We start from the raw sequence: 18494 nt of genomic DNA, 5'->3' as shown, positions 1-18494 counted from the left end.
TCGCCGAGCGGCTCGGTCCCGCGCGGCGGAAGGGCTCCGCGCGCCGCCGAACGGTTCGCTCCGGTCACGACGCCCCCGCAGAGCCGCGACGCTTCTGGAGCATCACGGCCACCCGGTCGTCGGCCCCGACATGCGAGTCGACCTCGCCGGCCAGCGACGACAGAACGGTCCAGGCGAAGGTGTCACGGCTCGGCGGCAGGCCGTCGACCGTGAGCACCGACACCGAGATGCGCATGGCGTCGCCGGTCAGCTCGAACTCGCACGTCAGGTCGGTCCCGGGGACCGCCTGGGCCAGCAGCATCGCGCACGCCTCGTCCACCGCGATGCGGAGGTCCTCGATCTCGTCGAGCGTGAAGTCGAGCCGGGCCGCGAGACCCGCGGTGGCGGTACGCAGGACGGAAAGGTACGCGCTGGCGGCCGGCAGCTTCACGGTCACCACATCGCGCACGGACAACTTCGTACTCGCCGGCATAGCAGCGGTTTCCTCGGTCACGTCACTCCTTCGCAGGATCGTCCCGCTGCTTCGAAACTACCGCCTGCGGGGCCTGGTCGGACGCTTCGGCGCGCACGGCTTTCGCGCGAATGTCCCCGGTGAGGCGGGCGAACCCCCGTCAAACCCCGCGAAGGCGAGAAAAAGATCACTGTCGGGGGCTCCCGGCCAGGGCGGTCAGGGCGTCTCCCGTCAGGCGGAACACCGTCCACTCGTCCTGCGGGCGGGCGCCGAGGGACTCGTAGAAGCCGATCGAGGGGGTGTTCCAGTTGAGCACCGACCACTCCACGCGGCCGTAGCCGCGCTCGTCGGCGATCCGGGCCAGTTCGGTCAGCAGCCGGCGGCCGTAGCCCTTGCCGCGGATCTCCGGGTCGACGTAGAGGTCTTCCAGGTAGATGCCGTGGCGGCCGACCCAGGTGGAGAACGTCAGGAACCACAGGGCGAACCCGACGACGGTCCCCTCGTGCTCGGCGACGTGGGCGAAGACCCGCGGCTCCGGGCCGAACAGGTGCTCGCGCAGATCGTCCTCGGTGGCCTTGACCTCGTGCAGGGCCCGCTCGTACTCGGCCAGGTCGCGGACCAGCCGCAGCATCGCGGGCACGTCGTCGGGAGTGGCTGGACGGATCATGGACGACAGGCTATCCGCCGCCCGCGAACCCCGCGGGGGCCGCCCGAGAACGGACGGCCCCCGCGCGGAAACGTGCGAGACGGTGCCAGGACGCGCTCAGGCGGCCTGCTTGGTCTCCCAGAAGATCTTGTCGATCTCGGCGATCTTGCCGAGCAGGTCCTCGGCCACCTTCACGTCGACCCCGCCCTTGGTGCCGGCGGCGCCGGCGAGCTTGGTCGCCTGGTTGAACAGCTCGTGGAGCTGCGGGTACTTCTCGAAGTGCGGCGGCTTGAAGTAGTCGGTCCACAGCACCCAGAGGTGCTCCTTGACCAGGTTGGACCGCTGCTCCTTGATCTGCAGGGCCCGGGCCCGGAAGACCGGGTCCTCGTTCCCCTGGTACTTCTCGATGATCGCCTTGACCGACTCGGCCTCGATGCGTGCCTGCGCGGGGTCGTACACACCGCACGGCAGGTCGCAGTGCGCGGAGACCGTGGTCTTAGGACGCAGAAGGTTGACGAGCACCTGCGTTTCCCTTCCCTCGATTCGGATCATGCTCAGGGCACCGACATTACTCTTGTGCCTTGGGCCCCGTGCGCCCAGGGCGCTCGGTCTTTGGGCCTAGGTCGCGGGGATTTTGAGGAGCGGGGATGCGCCTTCCCTGGCGGGCCGTCGCGGTCAGCGGCGCCTCGATGACGCCCGTCCTGCGTCCGGGCGACTGGCTGCTGGTCGCGCGGCGGGCGCGTCCCGCCGAGGGCGACCTGGTGGTGGCCCACCATCCCCGCGTGCCCGGACAGCTGATCGTCAAACGGGCGGGGCACCGGACCGAGGGCGGCTGGTGGCTGGAGAGCGACAACCAGCGGGCACCGGGCCGCCAGGACAGCTGGGACTTCGACGCCGTCCCCGACGGGCTGATCGCCGGCCGGGTCGTCGCGCGCTACTGGCCGCCGTCGCGGGTGACGGTCTTCCCCTCCGGACGCCCGGCGCCCGGCCGGGGCCGGTGAGTGGTCACCGGCGCCGTCACGCGGTCGCGGGGCGGGTGCACCGCCGCGGCCACGCTGGGACGTCCCGCGCACGCGTCCGAGCAGTAGCTGCGGGACTTGTTGGCGGTCGCGTCGAAGAACACCCGCTCGCAGCCGGGCGCGCGGCAGACGCCGAGCCGGTCGACGCCGCGCTCGCTGATCTGGACGGCCAGCCCCATCGCTGCGCGCGCCGCGTACCGGTCGGGGATGGAACCGGCCTCGTTGAGGTGCAGATGCCACTCTCCGTCGTGATCGGAGACCAGCGGATGGATCGGATGCTGGATGAGCAGCGAGTTGAGCCGGTCGACGGCCTGCTCGCCGCTGCCGGCGTCCGCGGCGACGAAGATTTCGCGGATCTGCGCGCGCAGCTCGCGCATGGCGTCCAGGTCGCGGTGCGCGATCCGGCCGCCGAGATGGGGGCGGTGCGCCAGCAGCGCCTGCAGCCCTTCGAGATCACGCAGCGCGTCCTCGGGCGGGTTCTGCGTGTTGACGAGCTCGAGCGCCAGGTCTGCGTAAGAGGCGAGGTCCATTGCGCTCCCGACGGAGTGACCTGATCAAAGAGACGTAAGGGTCATTCCCTTCTGGCGAGTATTACACCTGCCGACGACGGGAAGGCAGCCGCAAGAGTCGCAGGATATGAAATATTGTGCGGCCTGCCGCGCTTTGGGCCGTCAATTTGATCGTGGGTGCGTGCCAATGACGGATGTTTCAAGGTGGCCCCCGGAACGCCGACGGCCCGTGCCCCGATCGGGGGCACGGGCCGCGAAACGGCTGGTCAGACGCGGTTGACGCCGTCCTTGCGCGCCTGCGCGGAAACGGCCGCGGTGACGGCCGGCGCGACGCGCTCGTCGAACGGGCTCGGCACCACGTAGTCGGCCGAGAGGGCGTCGCCCACCGTCGAGGCGATGGCGTCGGCCGCAGCCAGCTTCATCCCCTCGGTGATCGAGTGCGCGCGCACGTCGAAGGCGCCCTTGAAGATGCCGGGGAACGCCAGCACGTTGTTGATCTGGTTCGGGAAGTCGCTGCGCCCGGTCGCCACGACCATGGCGTGCCGCCGCGCCACCTCCGGGTGGACCTCGGGGGTCGGGTTGGACAGCGCGAACACGATCGCGTCCTTGGACATCGTGGCCACGCACGACTCCTGGACGGTGCTGCCCGACAGGCCGATGAACACGTCGGCCCCGCGCAGCGCCTCCTCGGTCGAGCCGGTGAGCCGCGACCGGTTGGTGATCCCCGCGATCCGCTGCTTGACCGGGTTGAGCCCGTCCCGGCCCTCGTAGATCAGGCCCTTGCTGTCGGAGAGCGCGATGTCGCCGATGCCCGCGTTGATCAGGATCTGCGAGACGGCGATGCCCGACGCGCCCGCCCCGGCCACCACGGCCCGCAGGTCGGAGAGCGGACGGTCGATGAAGCGGGCGGCGTTCTTCAGCGCCGCCAGCGCGACGATCGCCGTCCCGTGCTGGTCGTCGTGGAAGACGGGGATGTCGAGGGCCTCGCGCAGCCGGTCCTCGATCTCGAAGCACCGGGGGGCGCTGATGTCCTCGAGGTTGATGCCGCCGAAGCTGGGCGCCATCCGGATCACCGTGTCGACGATCTCGTCGGTGTCGGTGGTGCTCAGCGCGATCGGCACGGAGTCGACGCCGGCGAACTCCTTGAACAGCAGCGACTTGCCCTCCATGACCGGCATGGAGGCGGCCGGGCCGATGTCGCCCAGGCCGAGGACGGCGGTGCCGTCCGTCACGACCGCGACCACCCGGGACGTCCACGTGTACTCGTAGGCGAGCTCGGGGTTGTCGGCGATCGCGGTGCAGACCCGCGCCACGCCGGGCGTGTAGGCGAGAGAAAGGTCATCGGCGTCCCGCACGGGGATGGTGGAGCGGACTTCGAGCTTGCCGCCCCGATGAAGCGGAAACGCCGGATCATCGTCGTAGGAAAAGACTTTGGTGGGAATGGGCTCTGCAGCCACAGCGACCCCTGTCAGTGAAATGGGCATTCGGGCGATGCCGCCGCGTCGGTGCGTGGTCTGGTGGCCAGTCACCTCGTGGTCATCTCGCGACGTACGGGGGTCACCCGTTGTCTGATTGTGCCACAGCGGCCGGCTCGCTCCCCGGAAAAGGCTGGTGGCGGACGTCACTCGACCACGCACCGTAAAGTTATGCTCACCATAAGTGAATCATCATCGGGGTGCGCAGGACGTCCTTGTTGTCCGATTGTTTCGCACCCTTAATCCAGTGCGCACCGCGTGTGCGCCAAAATGTCCACGAACCACGGATCGGCCGAGATCCGTCACAACGATCTGGAGGGGGACCTGTGAACACCGGTTCTCTACGCCGCCGTACCGTGGCGACCGCAGCCATGGCCCTGACCGCCCTGCTCGGCGTCGCCGCATGCGGCGAGTCGGCCGACCAGAAGGACGACAACAAGTCGTCGAGCGCCTACAAGCCCGTCAAGTCCGGCAAGCTCACGGTCTGCACGAACCTGCCCTACCCGCCGTTCCAGTTCGACCAGGGCGGCAAGACGGTCGGCTTCGACGTCGACATGATCGACCTGGCGGCCAAGAAGCTGGGCCTCACCCAGGAGATCACCAGCCTCGACTTCAACCTGATCAAGAGCGGTGCGGCGCTGAACTCGCGCAAGTGCGACGTCGCCGCCGCGGGCATGACGATCACCGACGAGCGCAAGGCCGCGCTCAACTTCTCCCGCCCGTACTTCCCCGAGTCGCTCGCGCTCGTGGTGAAGAAGGGGTCGGGCATCAAGTCGCTCGACGACGTCAAGGCCAAGAAGCTCAAGCTCGGCGTCCAGGCCGACACCACCAGCCTCGACCTGGCCAAGGAGAAGGGCTTCACGCCCAAGGAGTTCAAGGACTCGGGCAAGGAGCTCCTGGCCCTGCAGTCGGGTCAGATCGATGTCGCGCTCCAGGACCTCCCCGTCGTGAACGACTGGATGAAGAAGTCCGAGATCTCCGGCAAGTTCGACGTGGGCGCCGAGATCAGCACCGGCAAGCAGTACGGATTCGCCGCCAAGAAGGAGGGCAGCGACCAGCTGATCAAGACGATCAACGAGGTGGTGACCGCGGCGATCAAGGACGGCAGCTGGGCCACGACCTACAAGAAGTGGATCGGCTCGGACCCGAAGTCGATGCCGGCCGAAACCGCCTGATCCCGGTATGACGGAAACGACGAAAGAACCCGCGGGGCCGGCCGGCACGGTGTCCGGCCGGCCCTCCGGCATGAGCCCGCGCAAGAAACAGAAGATCAGCCGCGGCGTCCAGTACGCGGTGTTCGTCATCGTCGTGCTGGCGGCCGCGTTCTCGGCCAACTGGCCGGGGATCAGCGAGCAGTTCTTCAACTTCGCCAAGCTTGAGGGCACCTACGACAAGCTCGTCACGGTCGCGTTGAAGAACACGATCGTGTTCACGCTCCTCGCCTACGTGGTGGCGATGGCGCTCGGGCTGGTCATCGCCCTCATGCGTCTCTCGTCGGCGGCTCCGTACCGCTGGTTCGCGGTCGTCTTCATCGAGATCTTCCGCGGGCTGCCCGCGCTGCTGATCCTGGTGTCGGTGGCCTTCGTGCTGCCGGTCGCCTTCCCGGCCTTCGCCAACCCTCCCGGCGGGGTCTACACGCAGGTGGCGATCGGCCTCGGCCTGGTCGGGGCGGCCTACATGGCCGAGACGATCAGGGCGGGCATCCAGGCCGTCCCCAAGGGACAGCTGGAGGCCGCCAGATCACTGGGCATGTCGCAGGGACGTGCCATGATCTCGATCGTCATCCCGCAGGCCTTCCGCATCGTGATCCCGCCGCTGACCAACGAGCTCGTGCTGATGTTCAAGGACTCCTCGCTGGTCTTCGCCCTGGGCGTCACGGCCAACGAGATCGAGCTGACCCGGTTCGGCGAGAGCATCTCGATCGAGAAGGTCAACGCCACCCCGATCATCGCCGCCGGCCTCGCTTACCTGATCATCACCATCCCTCTGGGCATCGTCGTGCGACGCCTCGAGGCGCGACAGGCGAAGGCACGGTGACCCGATGACCCCCATGGTGGAGATCCGCGAGCTGCACAAGTCGTTCGGCGATCTGGAGGTGCTCAAGGGCATCGACTTCACCGTCGAGCGCGGCCAGGTCATCTGCGTGATCGGCCCGTCCGGCTCCGGCAAGTCCACGCTGCTGCGCTGCGTGAACCTGCTGGAGCAGCCCACGGCGGGCAAGGTGTTCGTCGAGGGTGAGGAGCTCACCCACGAGGACGTCGACATCGACGCCGCCCGCCGCAAGGTCGGCATGGTGTTCCAGCAGTTCAACCTGTTCCCGCACCTGAAGGTGCTGGACAACCTCACGATCGCCCAGCGCCGCGTCCTCAAGCGGGGCAAGGGCGAGGCCGAGAAGATCGCCAAGGCGAACCTGGAGCGGGTCGGGCTGTCGGACAAGGCCACCAGCTTCCCCGCCCAGCTGTCCGGCGGCCAGCAGCAGCGCGTGGCCATCGCCAGGGCCCTGTCGATGGACCCGGCGCTGATGCTGTTCGACGAGCCGACGTCGGCGCTCGACCCCGAGCTGGTCGGCGACGTCCTCACCGTCATGCGCAAGCTCGCGCAGGACGGCATGACGATGCTCGTGGTCACCCACGAGATGGCCTTCGCGCGCGACGTGGCCGACCACGTCGTCTTCATGGACGGCGGCGTCATCGTCGAGCAGGGCCCGCCCGACCAGGTCATCGGCGACCCCCAGGAAGAACGCACCAAGCTCTTCCTGCGCCGCGTCCTCGACCCCACCCACGTCGAGGTCGGGGAAGTCAGCGACTGATCTCGATCGCGTTCTGAGCCACTGGACGACCCGCGTCCCCGTCGGGGGAGGCGGGTCGTTTAGTGTGCGGGGCATGTTCGCTGTTACCGCTTCGCGGTTCGACGCAGAGAATCCGGTGGACGGGCTGACGCTGGGGGAGCGGCCCGAGCCCGAGGTGCCCGAAGGGTGGACGACGGTCGCGGTCAAGGCGACGGCGCTCAACCACCATGACCTGTGGTCGCTGAAGGGGGTCGGGCTGCGGGCGGAGCGGCTGCCGATCGTCCTCGGGTGCGACGCGGCCGGGCTGGACGAGGACGGGAACGAGGTCATCGTGCATTCGGTGATCGGCGACCCCGATCGCGGGGGCGGGGACGAGACGCTCGATCCCAAGCGGTCGCTGCTGTCGGAGGCTTACGACGGGACGTTCGCCGAGCGGGTGGTCGTTCCCCGGCGGAACCTGGTTCCCAAGCCGGCGGAGCTGTCGTTCGAGGAGGCGGCCTGCCTGCCCACGGCGTGGCTGACGGCGTATCGGATGCTGTTCGACAAGGCCGGGATCCAGCCGGGGGCGACGGTGCTGGTGCAGGGCGCCGGTGGCGGGGTCGCGACGGCGCTGATCTCGCTGGGGTCGGCCGCCGGGTTCCGGGTGTGGGCGACGAGCCGGAGCGAGGCCAAGCGCAAGCGGGCGCTGGAGCTGGGGGCCGACCAGGTCTTCGAGCCCGGGGCGCGGCTTCCCGAGCGGGTGGACGCGGTCATGGAGACCGTCGGCGAGGCGACGTGGTCGCACTCGCTGAAGTCGCTGCGGCCCGGTGGGCGGATCGTGGTCTCCGGGGCCACCAGCGGGCAGGTGCCGCCCGCGGAGCTGAACCGGGTGTTCTTCCTTCAGCTGTCGGTCGTCGGGTCGACGATGGGGACGCGGGAGCAGCTCCAGCGGCTCGCGCGGTTCCTGGTGACGACCGGGACGCGGCCGAGGATCGACCGGGTGCTGCCGCTCGACCGGGCCCGCGAGGGGTTCGCGGCGATGGCCGAGGGCGAGCTGTTCGGGAAGATCGTCTTTACGCCTTAGGGTTCTGGAAGGCTTCTTGGCGCAGGCGCTCCTTGGTCTCGTCCAGGAGCGCCTCCGCCACGGCGAGGTCGGCCTCGTCCAGGTGGGCCTTGGTGGCGCTTCTGCGGACGTCCTCGACGAAGGTGCTCAGCAGCCGTTCGAGCTTGAGGCGGGCGACGTCGTCGCGGGTGCCGGTGGCGGTGCGCCAGGCGTCCTCCCAGTTCTGCCGCCACTCCTCCTTCCACGCGTGCGTCTGCTCGCGCCAGTGCTCCATCTGGCGCTGCCACTCCTCCTTGGTGCCCTCGGTCGTCTCCTTCCAGGTGTCCTTGGCGGCCTTGTTCTGGTCGCGGACCGTGCGGGCGGCCTGGGTGAGCTCCTCGCGCAGCGAGCGGACGGTCTGCCGGACGTCCTGCTGGACCTCGCGGGCGAACTCCGAGGCGGAGGCGGAGATCTCCTCCTCCAGCTCGGCCAGCTCGTCCATCCGGCGTTCCAGCTCGGCGCGGCCCTTGTCGGTGAGGGAGTAGACCTTCTTGCCCTTGATGAGCTCGTGGGTCACCAGGCCCTCGGACTCCAGCCGGGCCAGCCGGGGGTAGATCGTGCCGGGGGAGGGCGAGTACACCCCGAGGAACCGGTCCTGGAGCAGCCGGATGACCTCGTAACCGTGGCGCGGGCTCTCCTCCAGCAGCTTGAGCAGGTACAGGCGGAGGCGGCCGTGGCCGAAGACGGGGCTCAACTCACTTCTCCATTCCGGGTGCGGTGATCTCCTCGTCGCCGGGGCGGACGAGAAGCGTGACGGCGCCGGAGACGGTGCCGACCGTCAGCTTGGCCGAGCCGTCGCCGATCGTGCCGCCCAGGGTCCGGGCGATCGAGCGGTCCTCGCGGGTCAGGCCGGGGAAGGAGCTCTCCAGCCGGCCCGCCGCGGAGTTGAGGGCGACGGCCGCGCCGGTCGTGGCGGGGACGCGCAGCGCGACCTCCCCGGAGACCGTGGTGATCTCGATCTTGCTGGAGGGGGCCAGCTCGACATCGGCGGCGATCTTGCCGCTGACGGTGCGGGCGGCCAGCGAGTCGACCAGGCCGTCGGCGAGCGAGAGGTCGCCGGAGACCGAGGCGAAGGTCAGCCGGCCGTCCAGGCCCTGGGCCTCGATCGCGCCGGAGACGGTGTTGGCGTCGACCTCGCCGGTGACGCCGTCGAGCGTGACGTCGCCGGTCCCGCTCTTGATCGAGGACCGGGCGGTGAGCCCGGTGAGGACGGCGTCGGCCGAGACCAGGTTGAGGGAGACCGGGCAGTCGTGCGGCACCATCACGGTGATCTCGGCGCGGCACACCTGCGTGCGCAGCCAGGCGAGCACGCCTTCGAGCAGCCGCTCATGGGTGACGGTGAGCATCCCGGCGTCGTGGGTGACCACCAGCGGCGGGCCCTCGATCGCGCTGATCTGGATGGACGGTCTGTCGTCGGTGGGGAGCACGGAGACGCTTCCGGCGATCAGCGTGGCCCTGAGGGCGACCACGCCGTCGAAGTCGAGGGTGGTCGGTTCTTCGATCGTCCATCGGGACATTCCGTCATGCCTTTCGTGCGGGCGCCGTCCCCACACACGATATGTCTCGTCTACGGGAAGTCAAGATGTATCGCGTTAAACCTCGTCGTCCTCGTCATCGAGCCGGGCCAGCCAGGTCGCCAGCCGCTCGACCGGCGTCTCGAACTCGGGATTGAGATCGACGAACTCGCGCAGCCGCTCGGCCAGCCAGACCAGGCTGACCTCCTCGCCGCCGCGCCGCTCGACCAGCTCCTCGATGCCCCGGTCGGTGAAGTACATGATGCGTTCTCTCGTTCTGGCGCTCGTTCTGGCACTGGTTCTGGGAAGACCGAGGGCCCCGGCGGGTGCCGGGGCCCTCGTGACGTTCGGGGCGTGGGCCCCGGCTACTTCTTGTCGCCGAAGAGGCGCGCCAACAGGGCGTCCTGCTCGGCGGCGTGCAGCTTGCCCGAGCCCACCGCGGGGGACGAGGACGCCGGGCGCGACACGCGCGACAGCTTCAGCCCCTCGATGTGGTGCGGCAGCTTGAGCGCCATGAACGGCCAGGCGCCCATGTTGGCGGGCTCGTCCTGCACCCAGACGACCTCGGTGCCGCTCGGGTACTTGGCCAGCTCGGCCTTGAGCTCGTCCACGGGCGGCGGGTAGAGGCGCTCGACCCGGACCACGGCCGTGTCGGTGGCCCCGGCCGCCTCACGCGCCGCCACCACCTCGTAGTAGATCTTGCCGGTGGTCAGCAGGACGCGCCGCACCGCCGAGGGCTCGATCGACGGGTCGCTCTCGGGGATCACCGGCTGGAACTGGCCGGAGACGATCGAGTCGACCGTCGAGGTCGCCGCCTTGAGCCGCAGCAGGTACTTGGGCGTGAAGACGATGAGCGGCTTGCCCCGGCCCGACAGCACCTGCCAGCGCAGCAGGTGGAAGTAGTTCGCCGGAGTCGTCGGGTAGACCACCGTCATGTTGTCCTGGGCGCACATCTGGAGATAACGCTCGATGCGCGCGGACGAGTGGTCGGGCCCCTGCCCCTCGTAGCCGTGCGGCAGCAGCAGCACCACGCTGGAGCGCTGGCCCCACTTCTGCTCGCCCGAGGAGATGTACTCGTCGACGATCGACTGCGCGCCGTTGGCGAAGTCGCCGAACTGCGCCTCCCACGCCACCAGCGCGTCCGGGCGCGTCATCGAGTAGCCGTACTCGAAGCCCATCGCCGCGTACTCGCTCAGCAGCGAGTCGTGGACGTAGAACTTGGAGACGCCCGAGCCGAACTGGCGCAGCGGGGAGTACTCCTCGCCCGTCTTGCGGTCGACCAGCACCGCGTGGCGCTGGCCGAAGGTGCCGCGCCGGGAGTCCTGGCCGACCAGGCGCACCGGACGGCCGTCGATGAGCAGCGACCCGAAGGCCAGCAGCTCGCCGGTGGCCCAGTCGATCGCGTTGTCCTCGATCGACTGCACGCGGCGCTGGAGGATCGGCTGGAGCCTGGGGTGGACGGTGAAGCCCTCGGGCAGGCTCAGCTGCGACTCGATGATCCGCTTGACGGTCTCGCGGCTGATCGCCGAGCCCGCCGAGGCGTGGTCGATCGGGATGCGCTCCTCGACGTCCGGCTTGACCACCGAGCCGGGCTCGGCCGGCTTCTTGACGGCCTCGCGGGTCTCGGTGAACGCCCGCTCCAGCTGGAGCTGGTAGTCGCGCAGCGCCGCCTCGGCCTCCTCGACCGTGATGTCGCCGCGGCCGATCAGCGCCTCGGTGTAGAGCTTGCGGACCGAGCGCTTGGCGTCGATCAGGTCGTACATCAGCGGCTGGGTGAACGAGGGGTTCTCGCCCTCGTTGTGGCCCCGGCGCCGGTAGCAGACCATGTCGATGACGACGTCCTTCTTGAACGTCTGCCGGTACTCGAACGCCAGCCGCGCGACCCGGGCGCACGCCTCGGGGTCGTCGCCGTTGACGTGGAAGATCGGCGCCTGGATCATCCGCGCCACGTCGGTGGAGTAGACGCTGGAGCGCGAGTACTCCGGCGAGGTGGTGAAGCCCACCTGGTTGTTGATGATGACGTGGACGGTGCCGCCGGTGCGGTACCCGCGCAGCTGCGACAGGTTGAGCGTCTCGGCCACCACGCCCTGGCCCGCGAAGGCCGCGTCGCCGTGGATCAGCACCGGCAGGACGCTGAAGCCCGCCTCACCGACGTCCAGGAGGTCCTGCTTGGCCCGCACGACGCCTTCGAGGACGGGGTCGACCGTCTCCAGGTGCGAGGGGTTGGCCACCAGCTCGGTGTGGATCTTGGAGCCGTCGTCGGCGACGAAGTCGCCCTCGGCGCCCAGGTGGTACTTCACGTCGCCCGAGCCCTGGGCGCTGCGGGGGTCGAGGTTGCCCTCGAACTCGCCGAAGATCTGCCCGTAGGACTTGCCGACGATGTTGGCCAGGACGTTCAGCCGGCCGCGGTGGGCCATGCCGATGACGACCTCGTCCAGGTGCGCCTTGGCGGCGGCGGAGATCACCGAGTCGAGCAGCGGGATGACCGACTCGCCGCCCTCGAGCGAGAAGCGCTTCTGACCGACGAACTTGGTCTGCAGGAACGTCTCGAACGCCTCGGCGTTGTTGAGGCGGCGCAGCACGTGCAGCTGCTCCTCGCGCGACGGCTTCTCGTGCGGGACCTCGACGCGCTCCTGGATCCAGGCGCGCTCTTCGGGGTCCTGGATGTGCATGTACTCGATGCCGACCGTGCGGCAGTAGGCCATGCGCAGCACGCCGAGGATCTCGCGCAGCTGCATGGTCGGCTTGCCGCCGAAGCCGCCGGTGGCGAACTCGCGCTCGAGGTCCCACAGCGTGAGGCCGTGCTTGAGGATGTCGAGGTCGGGGTGGCGGCGCTGCTTGTACTCCAGCGGGTCGGTGTCGGCCATCAGGTGGCCGCGGACCCGGTAGGCGTGGATCAGCTCGTGCACCCGGGCGACCTTGGCGACGTCGTCCTCGTGCGAGGCGGAGATGTCCTTGACCCAGCGCACCGGCTCGTACGGGATGCGCAGCGCCTCGAAGATCTCGTCGTAGAAGCCGTCCTCGCCCAGCAGCAGCGCGTGGATGCGGCGCAGGAAGTCGCCCGACTGCGCGCCCTGGATGATGCGGTGGTCGTAGGTGGAGGTCAGCGTCATGACCTTGCTGATCCCCATGCGCGACAGGGTGTCGGCCGACGCGCCCGCGAACTCGGCGGGGTACTCCATCGCGCCCACGCCGATGATCGTGCCCTGGCCGGGCATCAGGCGCGGGACGGAGTGGACCGTGCCGATCGTCCCCGGGTTGGTGAGGCTGATCGTGGTGCCCTGGAAGTCGTCCAGCGTCAGCTTGTTGCCCCGGGCCTTGCGGACGATCTCTTCGTAGGCGGCCCAGAACTGGCGGAAGTCGAGGGTGTCGGCGGCCTTGATGCTCGGCACCACCAGCTGGCGCTGGCCGTCGTCCTTCCGCAGGTCGATCGCCAGGCCGAAGTTGACGTGCTCTGGCCTGATCAGGACCGGCTTGCCGTCGACCTCGGTGAAGGCGGAGTTCATCTCCGGCATCGCCGCAAGGGCGCGCACGATCGCGAAGCCGATCAGGTGGGTGAAGGAGACCTTGCCGCCCCGGCCGCGCTTGAGATGGTTGTTGATCACGATCCGGTTGTCGATCAACAGCTTGGCCGGGACCGCGCGCACGCTGGTCGCGGTCGGCACCGCCAGGCTGGACTCCATGTTGGTCGCCGTGCGCGCCGCGACGCCGCGCAGCCGCACCTCTTCGGCGCCCTTGGGCACGGGAGGCGCGGCGGGCTTCGGCTTGGCGGCCGGGGCCTTCTCGGCGGCCTTGGGGGCCGGCGGGGGAGCCGGGGCCGGTGCCGGTGCCGAAGCGGGGGCGGCCGGGGCCGGGGCCTGGCCTGTCGGCGGAGCGGCCGTGGCGCCGTTGGCGGCCTGGGGAGCCTCGGGGGAGGCGGACGTCACGGACGGCCGGGAGTCCGGCTGGTAGTCCGCGAAGAAGTTCCACCAGGCTTCGTCAACCGAGTTGGGGTCTTCGAGGTACTTCTGGTACAGCTCGTCGACCAGCCACTCGTTGGCACCGAAATCTGTGATCTTTGGGTCGGCACTAGATTGCGACGACTCTGTCGACACGGCGGAGATCGCCCTCTTCCGCAGCTCGCAGTGGATATCTGAGACGAGTCAAGGCTACTCGCCCCCGAGTGTCACCCAGGACATGCGTCGACGCGCAACCCCCGTGACCCCCGCTAACAGGTGATCTTGCCCGATCCGGGCCCGCGTTTCAGCAGGATGGACCAACTCGCGCGATCGGCCCCGGGCCGCCGTGCGGCGAGGGGCTCGATCGCGGGAGACGACGGCGCCGCATTATGCCTGCGGGACGCCGAGCGGGCCCTCGCTGGCCTGGACGAGCACGAAGCCCTGCCCCTGGAAGGCGAGCTGCATGGCCTCGCCGCTGCCGCGGCCGATCAGGGCGCCGGCCTTGAAGGTGCGGTTGACGCCGACCTGGAGCGTGGTGCTCCACGCCACGGCGGACTGGCCGTCGGCGAAGGTCGGGGCGCGGCCGCAGTCGAGCATGACCGGGGAGCCGTGGCAGGTCAGCGCGACCCAGCCGGTGCCGGTGAGCGTGGTGTTGAACAGGCCGCCGGTCGCGATTCCGGCGCCCTGGACGCGCTGGATGTCGGACTGGAGGTGGGCGTCGTAGGCCAGGATGTTGGAGCCGTTGACGGTGATGCCCTCGTTCTCCAGGTAGAACAGGTGGACGTCGTCGGCGTTGTTGGCCAGGAACAGCAGGCCCTGGCCCTTGACCCGCATCGTGGGCACGCCCTCGCCGGTCATCTGCTTCTTGATGAACTTGCCGATGCCGCCGGAGCCCTCGTAGTCGAACTCCATCTGGCCCTGGAAGGCGACCATGGAGCCCTGGCGGGCCAGGACGTCACCGTTGAGGTGGACGCGGAGCATCTTGGAGTTCTGCGAGGCGAAGTGGCCGGGGAGCTGCTGGCCCTGCTCCATGTTGCCGAAGAACGAACTGCGCATTTCTGGGACCTTCCTGTCCTGATCCAAGGGGTTTTAGCGGAGTCGATCAGCCAGCCTAGCGGCGGGATCAGACGTCCGAGGGGAGAGGGCGTCCGTGCGGGGCGGTCCAGTCCACGATCGGCCCCTTGGGCACCACCCGGGACGGATTGATGGCCGGGTGGGTCATGTAGTAGTGCCGCTTGATCTGGTCGAAGTCGGTCGTCCCGCCGAAGGCCGGGTGCGAGTAGAGGTCGCGCGCGTAGTCCCAGAGGTTGGGGTAGTCGACCAGGCGGCGCAGGTTGCACTTGAAGTGCCCGTGGTACACGGCGTCGAAGCGGGCCAGGGTCGGGTAGAGGCGGACGTCGGCCTCGGTGATCGCGTCGCCGAGGAGGTAGCGCCGTCCGGCCAGCCGCTCCTCCAGGCGGTCGAGGGTGGCGAACAGCGCGTCGACGGCCTCCTCGTAGACGGCCTGCTCGGTGGCGATGCCGGCCTTGTAGACGCCGTTGTTGACCGTCGCGTAGACCAGCTCGTTCAGCGCGTCGATCTCGGGACGGAGCTTCTCGGGATACAGGTCGGGCGCGCCGGGTGCGTGGAAGGCCGCGAACTCCGTCTCCATCATCAGGGTGATCCTGGGGAAGTCGTTGGTCACCAGCCGTCCGGTGACCGAGTCCCAGACGCAGGGGACGGTGTAGCGGCCCTCGAAGGAGGGGTCGGCGGCCAGGTAGAGCTCGGAGATGAACTCGGCGCCGGTGACCGGGTCGCCCCCGGGGAAGCGCCAGCCGCGCTCGTCGCGGATCGGGTCGACGACGCCGACGCTGATCGCGTCCTCAAGCCCGAGCAGCCGCCGGACGATCAGGGTGCGCTGCGCCCAGGGGCAGGCGTAGCAGACCAGCAGCCGGTACCGGCCCGGCTCGGCGCGCAGGCCGCTGGAGCCGTCGGCGGTGATCTCCTCGGTGAAGCGGTTGGCCTGCCGGACGAACCGGCCGCCCGCGATCTCCTGCTCGGTCATCGGCCGCACGCACCCTCCGGCCGTCGGCGTCGACGGCGTCCTCGTCGCTGTCGCCCCATCGTCGCACGGCCCTTCGCAAGCCCACCGGGGGCCGGAGCCGAGCGAGATTCGGTTTAGTGGTACCACTAAGTAACCCTTCGGTGATTACCTAGGGGCGTAGTCGGTGACAGGTAAGGAGAACAGGATGTCGGAACTGCGCTATGACGGCCGCGTCGCCGTGGTGACGGGTGCGGGCCACGGTCTCGGCCGGCAGCACGCGCTGGAGCTCGCCTCGCGCGGCGCCAAGGTCGTGGTGAACGACCTGGGCGGCGACCGCACCGGCGCGGGCGCGTCCGCGGGCCCCGCCCAGGACGTCGTGGACGAGATCACCAAGAACGGCGGCGAGGCCGTCGCCAACCCCGACAACGTCGCGACCCCCGAGGGCGCGCAGGCCATCGTCAAGACGGCGCTCGACACCTTCGGCAAGGTCGACATCGTCATCAACAACGCGGGCATCCTGCGCGACAAGTCGTTCAAGAACATGTCGGTCGAGGAGTTCGACTCGGTCATCGCGGTGCACCTGCGCGGGTCGTTCCTGGTGTCGAGCGCGGCCTGGCCGCATCTGCGCGAGCAGGGCTTCGGCCGCATCGTCAACACCTCCTCGCCCGCGGGCCTGTTCGGCAACTTCGGCCAGGCCAACTACGCCACGGCCAAGATGGGCCTGGTCGGCTTCACCAAGACCCTCGCGCAGGAGGGCGCCAAGTACGACATCAAGGCCAACGCGATCGCCCCGGTGGCGTGGACGCGGATGACCGAGGACCTCCTCCCCGCCGACTTCGCCGACAAGCTCGGCGTCGACCAGGTCACCCCGCTGGTGGCCTACCTCGCGCACGAGAGCCTGGCGGACTCCGGCGAGGTCTACACCGTCGGCGGCGGCCGCATCGCCCGGATCTTCGTGGCCGAGGGCCCGGGCTACGGGCAGAAGGAGACCCTCACGGTCGAGTCCGTCCGCGACAACTGGGCCGCGATCAACGCCGACTCCCCGACCACGGTCTACAAGAACCTCGGCGAGCAGATGGGCCCGCTGATCCAGCAGCTCACCTCCTGATGGACGACCTGGCGCTCGACCAGCGGGACGGGGTGCTGACCGTCACCCTGTCCCGTCCGGAGCGTCTCAACGCGGTCACCCGGCCGATGACCGAGGAGCTGCACGACGTCCTGAACGGCCTGATGCGCGACTCCGGCACCCGGGTGGTCGTGCTGACCGGCGAGGGGCGTGGTTTCTGCTCGGGCATGGACCTCCAGGACGGCGACGGCGACTCCGGCCAGGGGCGGGCCGAACGGATCTACGGCGGCATCTCCCGGGGGGCCGAGGTGACCGCGCGGCTTCGGGAGATCCCCCAGCCGGTCATCGCCGCGCTGCACGGCCCCGTCGCGGGCATGGGCGTCTCGTGGGCGCTGGCCTGCGATCTGCGGGTGGCCGATCCGACGACCCGCTTCGTCGTCCCGTTCGTCGATCTCGGCCTCTCGGCGGGCGACTGCGGCCTGTCGTGGCTGCTGCCGCGCCTGGTCGGCCCGGCCAAAGCGGCCGAGATCTCCTATCGCGCCCGGCGCCTGGACCTCGACCGCCTGGACGAGCTCGGCCTGATCACCGAGCGGGCCGCCGAGGGCGCGGACCTGGACGCCGCCCACGCGCTCGCCACGGAGCTGCTCACCAAGTCCCCCTACGGCCTCCGCAGGACCAAGGAACTGCTCAACCTGTCACTGGACGCCCCCGGCCTGCGGCAGCAACTCATGGCCGAGACGGCCGTCCAGACCCTGGCCTTCTTCACCGAAGACCTCAAGGAGGGCATGACCGCCTCCATACAGAAGCGCCCCCCACGCTTCAAGGACCGCTGACCAGCCGCCACCCCGCGACAACCCCGGCCATGCGCGCGATTGCGTTAATGAGCGGGGAAGCGAGCCGAAGGCGAATGCTTCCCCGGCGAGATCGCGAAGCGATGCAGCAATCGCCAAATCGTGGTCACGTAGCGAGCCGCCAGGCGAGCGAAGTGGGCCAGGATTTCAAGACAGGGCAGCGGCCAGGGCCTCGACGTAGCGGAGCGCGGCCAGCCTGGCCAGGGCCGGGTGGGCGCCCAGGGGGGCCGAGTGGTGGGCGCCCACGTGGGACGCCGCGGCGGGCAGGTGCTCGGCGCCCATCTCGGGTCCGATCAGGTGCGGCGCGACCGCGAGCCGGGTGGCCCCGGACGCGCGCAGCTGGGCGGCCGCGGCCTCCAGGGCCGAGGGGTCGTCGAGCCGCGCGGTGAAGACCGGCGAGGCCAGCCGGGAGGCCAGCAGGACGCTGGTGATCTCGGCCTGGCGGACGGCGGCGCCGTCGCCGGGCGTGACCACGATCACACCGGTGGCCGCCGTGATCATCGTCATGGTGCGGATGCGGTCGGCCCTGGCCAGCCCCGCCTCGGCGAGGCGGTCGTGCAGGGCCTCGGCGATCAGCGGGTGCGGGCCGAGCGGCTCGGCCGCGACGGCGGGTACCGGCGCCTGCGACACGATCGCGCGCACCGACGCCTCGGCGATCGGGTCGGGGCCGGTGACCAGCGGGACCACCACGGCCGCGGGCTCGTCGGCCCGCTGCTGCCGCAGTCCGCCCAGGACCCCGCTCAGATGGCCTTCGGCGCCCTCGGTGTAGGCGAGCACGGCCGGCTGGCCGGTGTTCTCGTGCTCGATCATCTGGGAGAGCTCGTCGGGCACGGCGCCGGACCGTCCCGCGGGTCCGGGGACGGCGAGGACCAGCGTGGGGGAGCCGGGGGGTAGCAGGAACGATTCGTCGCCGCGGTGGCGGCCGCCCCTGAGGGTGCGGCTGCGCCGTGACGGCAGTGCCTCGGATGCCTGGCTATCGGGACTCACGGCGGGAATCGTAACCCCGTTACAGCACCGGATGAGCTCCAAAGCGAACCTCGGGCCGGATAAATCCCCCTGAACGGGACAGGAATCCGGCAAATTGGACCAAAATGCAAAGATCTCATGGGGTCCGGCGGGGGCGGCCTTTATGA

Annotated in this window: 19 protein-coding genes; 7 read left to right on the top strand and 12 right to left on the bottom strand. The window is 69.7% G+C overall.

Annotated elements, in window-relative coordinates:
* Nucleotides 1–64 precede the first annotated feature (64 nt).
* The 3 genes from ACQPY4_RS32095 to sodN form a co-directional block, all read right to left on the bottom strand.
* On the bottom strand, nt 65–493 hold the full coding sequence (locus ACQPY4_RS32095; RefSeq protein WP_433327270.1) for an anti-sigma factor: 429 nt from the start codon (nt 491–493) through the stop codon (nt 65–67).
* 145 nt (nt 494–638) lie between these two features.
* A complete protein-coding gene (locus tag ACQPY4_RS32090; RefSeq protein WP_433327268.1) occupies nt 639–1118 on the bottom strand; it encodes an N-acetyltransferase family protein in 480 nt (159 codons plus the stop codon).
* A 96-nt stretch (nt 1119–1214) separates the two neighbouring features.
* Nucleotides 1215–1619: a superoxide dismutase, Ni gene (sodN, locus tag ACQPY4_RS32085; RefSeq protein ID WP_433339118.1), complete on the bottom strand. Its 405-nt coding sequence runs from the start codon at nt 1617–1619 to the stop codon at nt 1215–1217.
* 125 nt (nt 1620–1744) lie between these two features.
* Here sodN and ACQPY4_RS32080 point away from each other — a divergent pair, with 125 nt between their 5' ends.
* On the top strand, nt 1745–2098 hold the full coding sequence (locus ACQPY4_RS32080) for a S24 family peptidase (RefSeq protein WP_433327266.1): 354 nt from the start codon (nt 1745–1747) through the stop codon (nt 2096–2098).
* Here ACQPY4_RS32080 and ACQPY4_RS32075 read toward each other — a convergent pair.
* Nucleotides 2032–2646, bottom strand: coding sequence for a CGNR zinc finger domain-containing protein (locus ACQPY4_RS32075; RefSeq protein ID WP_433327264.1), 615 nt, complete (start codon nt 2644–2646; stop codon nt 2032–2034). The genes ACQPY4_RS32080 and ACQPY4_RS32075 overlap by 67 nt on opposite strands.
* A gap of 245 nt (nt 2647–2891) precedes the next feature.
* Nucleotides 2892–4082: an NAD(P)-dependent malic enzyme gene (locus ACQPY4_RS32070; RefSeq protein ID WP_433327262.1), complete on the bottom strand. Its 1191-nt coding sequence runs from the start codon at nt 4080–4082 to the stop codon at nt 2892–2894.
* A 374-nt stretch (nt 4083–4456) separates the two neighbouring features.
* Between ACQPY4_RS32070 and ACQPY4_RS32065 the strand changes: the two genes are divergently transcribed.
* From ACQPY4_RS32065 to ACQPY4_RS32050, 4 genes are all read left to right on the top strand, one after another.
* On the top strand, nt 4457–5275 hold the full coding sequence (locus ACQPY4_RS32065; protein WP_433327260.1) for an ABC transporter substrate-binding protein: 819 nt from the start codon (nt 4457–4459) through the stop codon (nt 5273–5275).
* Nucleotides 5276–5282: 7 nt separating this feature from the next.
* On the top strand, nt 5283–6137 hold the full coding sequence (locus tag ACQPY4_RS32060) for an amino acid ABC transporter permease (protein ID WP_433327258.1): 855 nt from the start codon (nt 5283–5285) through the stop codon (nt 6135–6137).
* A 4-nt stretch (nt 6138–6141) separates the two neighbouring features.
* Nucleotides 6142–6909 (top strand): amino acid ABC transporter ATP-binding protein, encoded by a 768-nt coding sequence (locus ACQPY4_RS32055; protein ID WP_433327256.1) that lies wholly within the window; start codon nt 6142–6144, stop codon nt 6907–6909.
* Nucleotides 6910–6982: 73 nt separating this feature from the next.
* Nucleotides 6983–7951 carry a zinc-binding dehydrogenase gene (locus tag ACQPY4_RS32050; RefSeq protein WP_433327254.1) on the top strand — a complete coding sequence of 323 codons (969 nt, stop codon included), beginning with the start codon at nt 6983–6985 and terminating at the stop codon, nt 7949–7951.
* Here ACQPY4_RS32050 and ACQPY4_RS32045 read toward each other — a convergent pair.
* The 6 genes from ACQPY4_RS32045 to ACQPY4_RS32020 form a co-directional block, all read right to left on the bottom strand.
* The gene (locus tag ACQPY4_RS32045; RefSeq protein WP_433327252.1) at nt 7941–8663 is read right to left on the bottom strand and encodes a helix-turn-helix transcriptional regulator; all 723 of its coding nucleotides are present in this window, start codon (nt 8661–8663) and stop codon (nt 7941–7943) included. The two genes, ACQPY4_RS32050 and ACQPY4_RS32045, sit on opposite strands and share 11 nt — an antisense overlap.
* A gap of 1 nt (nt 8664) precedes the next feature.
* A complete protein-coding gene (locus tag ACQPY4_RS32040) occupies nt 8665–9486 on the bottom strand; it encodes a DUF4097 family beta strand repeat-containing protein (protein WP_433327250.1) in 822 nt (273 codons plus the stop codon).
* 75 nt (nt 9487–9561) lie between these two features.
* Entirely contained in the window at nt 9562–9744 is a 183-nt protein-coding gene (locus tag ACQPY4_RS32035; protein ID WP_433327248.1) for a DUF6104 family protein, read from the bottom strand.
* Between the two features lie 104 nt (nt 9745–9848).
* Nucleotides 9849–13577: a multifunctional oxoglutarate decarboxylase/oxoglutarate dehydrogenase thiamine pyrophosphate-binding subunit/dihydrolipoyllysine-residue succinyltransferase subunit gene (locus ACQPY4_RS32030; RefSeq protein WP_433327246.1), complete on the bottom strand. Its 3729-nt coding sequence runs from the start codon at nt 13575–13577 to the stop codon at nt 9849–9851.
* Between the two features lie 231 nt (nt 13578–13808).
* On the bottom strand, nt 13809–14477 hold the full coding sequence (locus ACQPY4_RS32025; RefSeq protein ID WP_433327244.1) for an AIM24 family protein: 669 nt from the start codon (nt 14475–14477) through the stop codon (nt 13809–13811).
* A 67-nt stretch (nt 14478–14544) separates the two neighbouring features.
* Nucleotides 14545–15465, bottom strand: coding sequence for a glutathione S-transferase family protein (locus tag ACQPY4_RS32020; protein WP_433327242.1), 921 nt, complete (start codon nt 15463–15465; stop codon nt 14545–14547).
* 184 nt (nt 15466–15649) lie between these two features.
* Here ACQPY4_RS32020 and ACQPY4_RS32015 point away from each other — a divergent pair, with 184 nt between their 5' ends.
* Complete coding sequence (locus ACQPY4_RS32015; RefSeq protein WP_433327240.1) at nt 15650–16552, top strand: SDR family oxidoreductase; 903 nt, start codon at nt 15650–15652, stop codon at nt 16550–16552.
* The gene (locus tag ACQPY4_RS32010) at nt 16552–17343 is read left to right on the top strand and encodes an enoyl-CoA hydratase/isomerase family protein (protein WP_433327238.1); all 792 of its coding nucleotides are present in this window, start codon (nt 16552–16554) and stop codon (nt 17341–17343) included. Before ACQPY4_RS32015 ends, ACQPY4_RS32010 begins: the two co-directional genes overlap by 1 nt.
* 165 nt (nt 17344–17508) lie before the next feature.
* Here the strand turns inward: ACQPY4_RS32010 and ACQPY4_RS32005 are convergent, their stop codons facing one another.
* Nucleotides 17509–18348 (bottom strand): sirohydrochlorin chelatase, encoded by an 840-nt coding sequence (locus tag ACQPY4_RS32005; RefSeq protein ID WP_433327236.1) that lies wholly within the window; start codon nt 18346–18348, stop codon nt 17509–17511.
* Nucleotides 18349–18494 lie beyond the last annotated feature (146 nt).

This window comes from Spirillospora sp. CA-294931 (assembly GCF_050946795.1).
Lineage (GTDB): Bacteria > Actinomycetota > Actinomycetes > Streptosporangiales > Streptosporangiaceae > Spirillospora.
Note: the sequence above shows the minus strand (reverse complement) of the source record. Positions and strands in the feature narration are given on the sequence as shown.

Coding starts and splice junctions, on each gene's coding strand:
- ACQPY4_RS32090 (WP_433327268.1), bottom strand. CDS start 1,118: ATGATCCGTCCAGCCACTCCCGACGACGTGCCCGCGATGCTGCGGCTG.
- ACQPY4_RS32080 (WP_433327266.1), top strand. CDS start 1,745: ATGCGCCTTCCCTGGCGGGCCGTCGCGGTCAGCGGCGCCTCGATGACG.
- ACQPY4_RS32075 (WP_433327264.1), bottom strand. CDS start 2,646: ATGGACCTCGCCTCTTACGCAGACCTGGCGCTCGAGCTCGTCAACACG.
- ACQPY4_RS32060 (WP_433327258.1), top strand. CDS start 5,283: ATGACGGAAACGACGAAAGAACCCGCGGGGCCGGCCGGCACGGTGTCC.
- ACQPY4_RS32055 (WP_433327256.1), top strand. CDS start 6,142: ATGACCCCCATGGTGGAGATCCGCGAGCTGCACAAGTCGTTCGGCGAT.
- ACQPY4_RS32050 (WP_433327254.1), top strand. CDS start 6,983: ATGTTCGCTGTTACCGCTTCGCGGTTCGACGCAGAGAATCCGGTGGAC.
- ACQPY4_RS32040 (WP_433327250.1), bottom strand. CDS start 9,486: ATGTCCCGATGGACGATCGAAGAACCGACCACCCTCGACTTCGACGGC.
- ACQPY4_RS32035 (WP_433327248.1), bottom strand. CDS start 9,744: ATGTACTTCACCGACCGGGGCATCGAGGAGCTGGTCGAGCGGCGCGGC.
- ACQPY4_RS32025 (WP_433327244.1), bottom strand. CDS start 14,477: ATGCGCAGTTCGTTCTTCGGCAACATGGAGCAGGGCCAGCAGCTCCCC.
- ACQPY4_RS32020 (WP_433327242.1), bottom strand. CDS start 15,465: ATGACCGAGCAGGAGATCGCGGGCGGCCGGTTCGTCCGGCAGGCCAAC.
- ACQPY4_RS32015 (WP_433327240.1), top strand. CDS start 15,650: ATGTCGGAACTGCGCTATGACGGCCGCGTCGCCGTGGTGACGGGTGCG.
- ACQPY4_RS32010 (WP_433327238.1), top strand. CDS start 16,552: ATGGACGACCTGGCGCTCGACCAGCGGGACGGGGTGCTGACCGTCACC.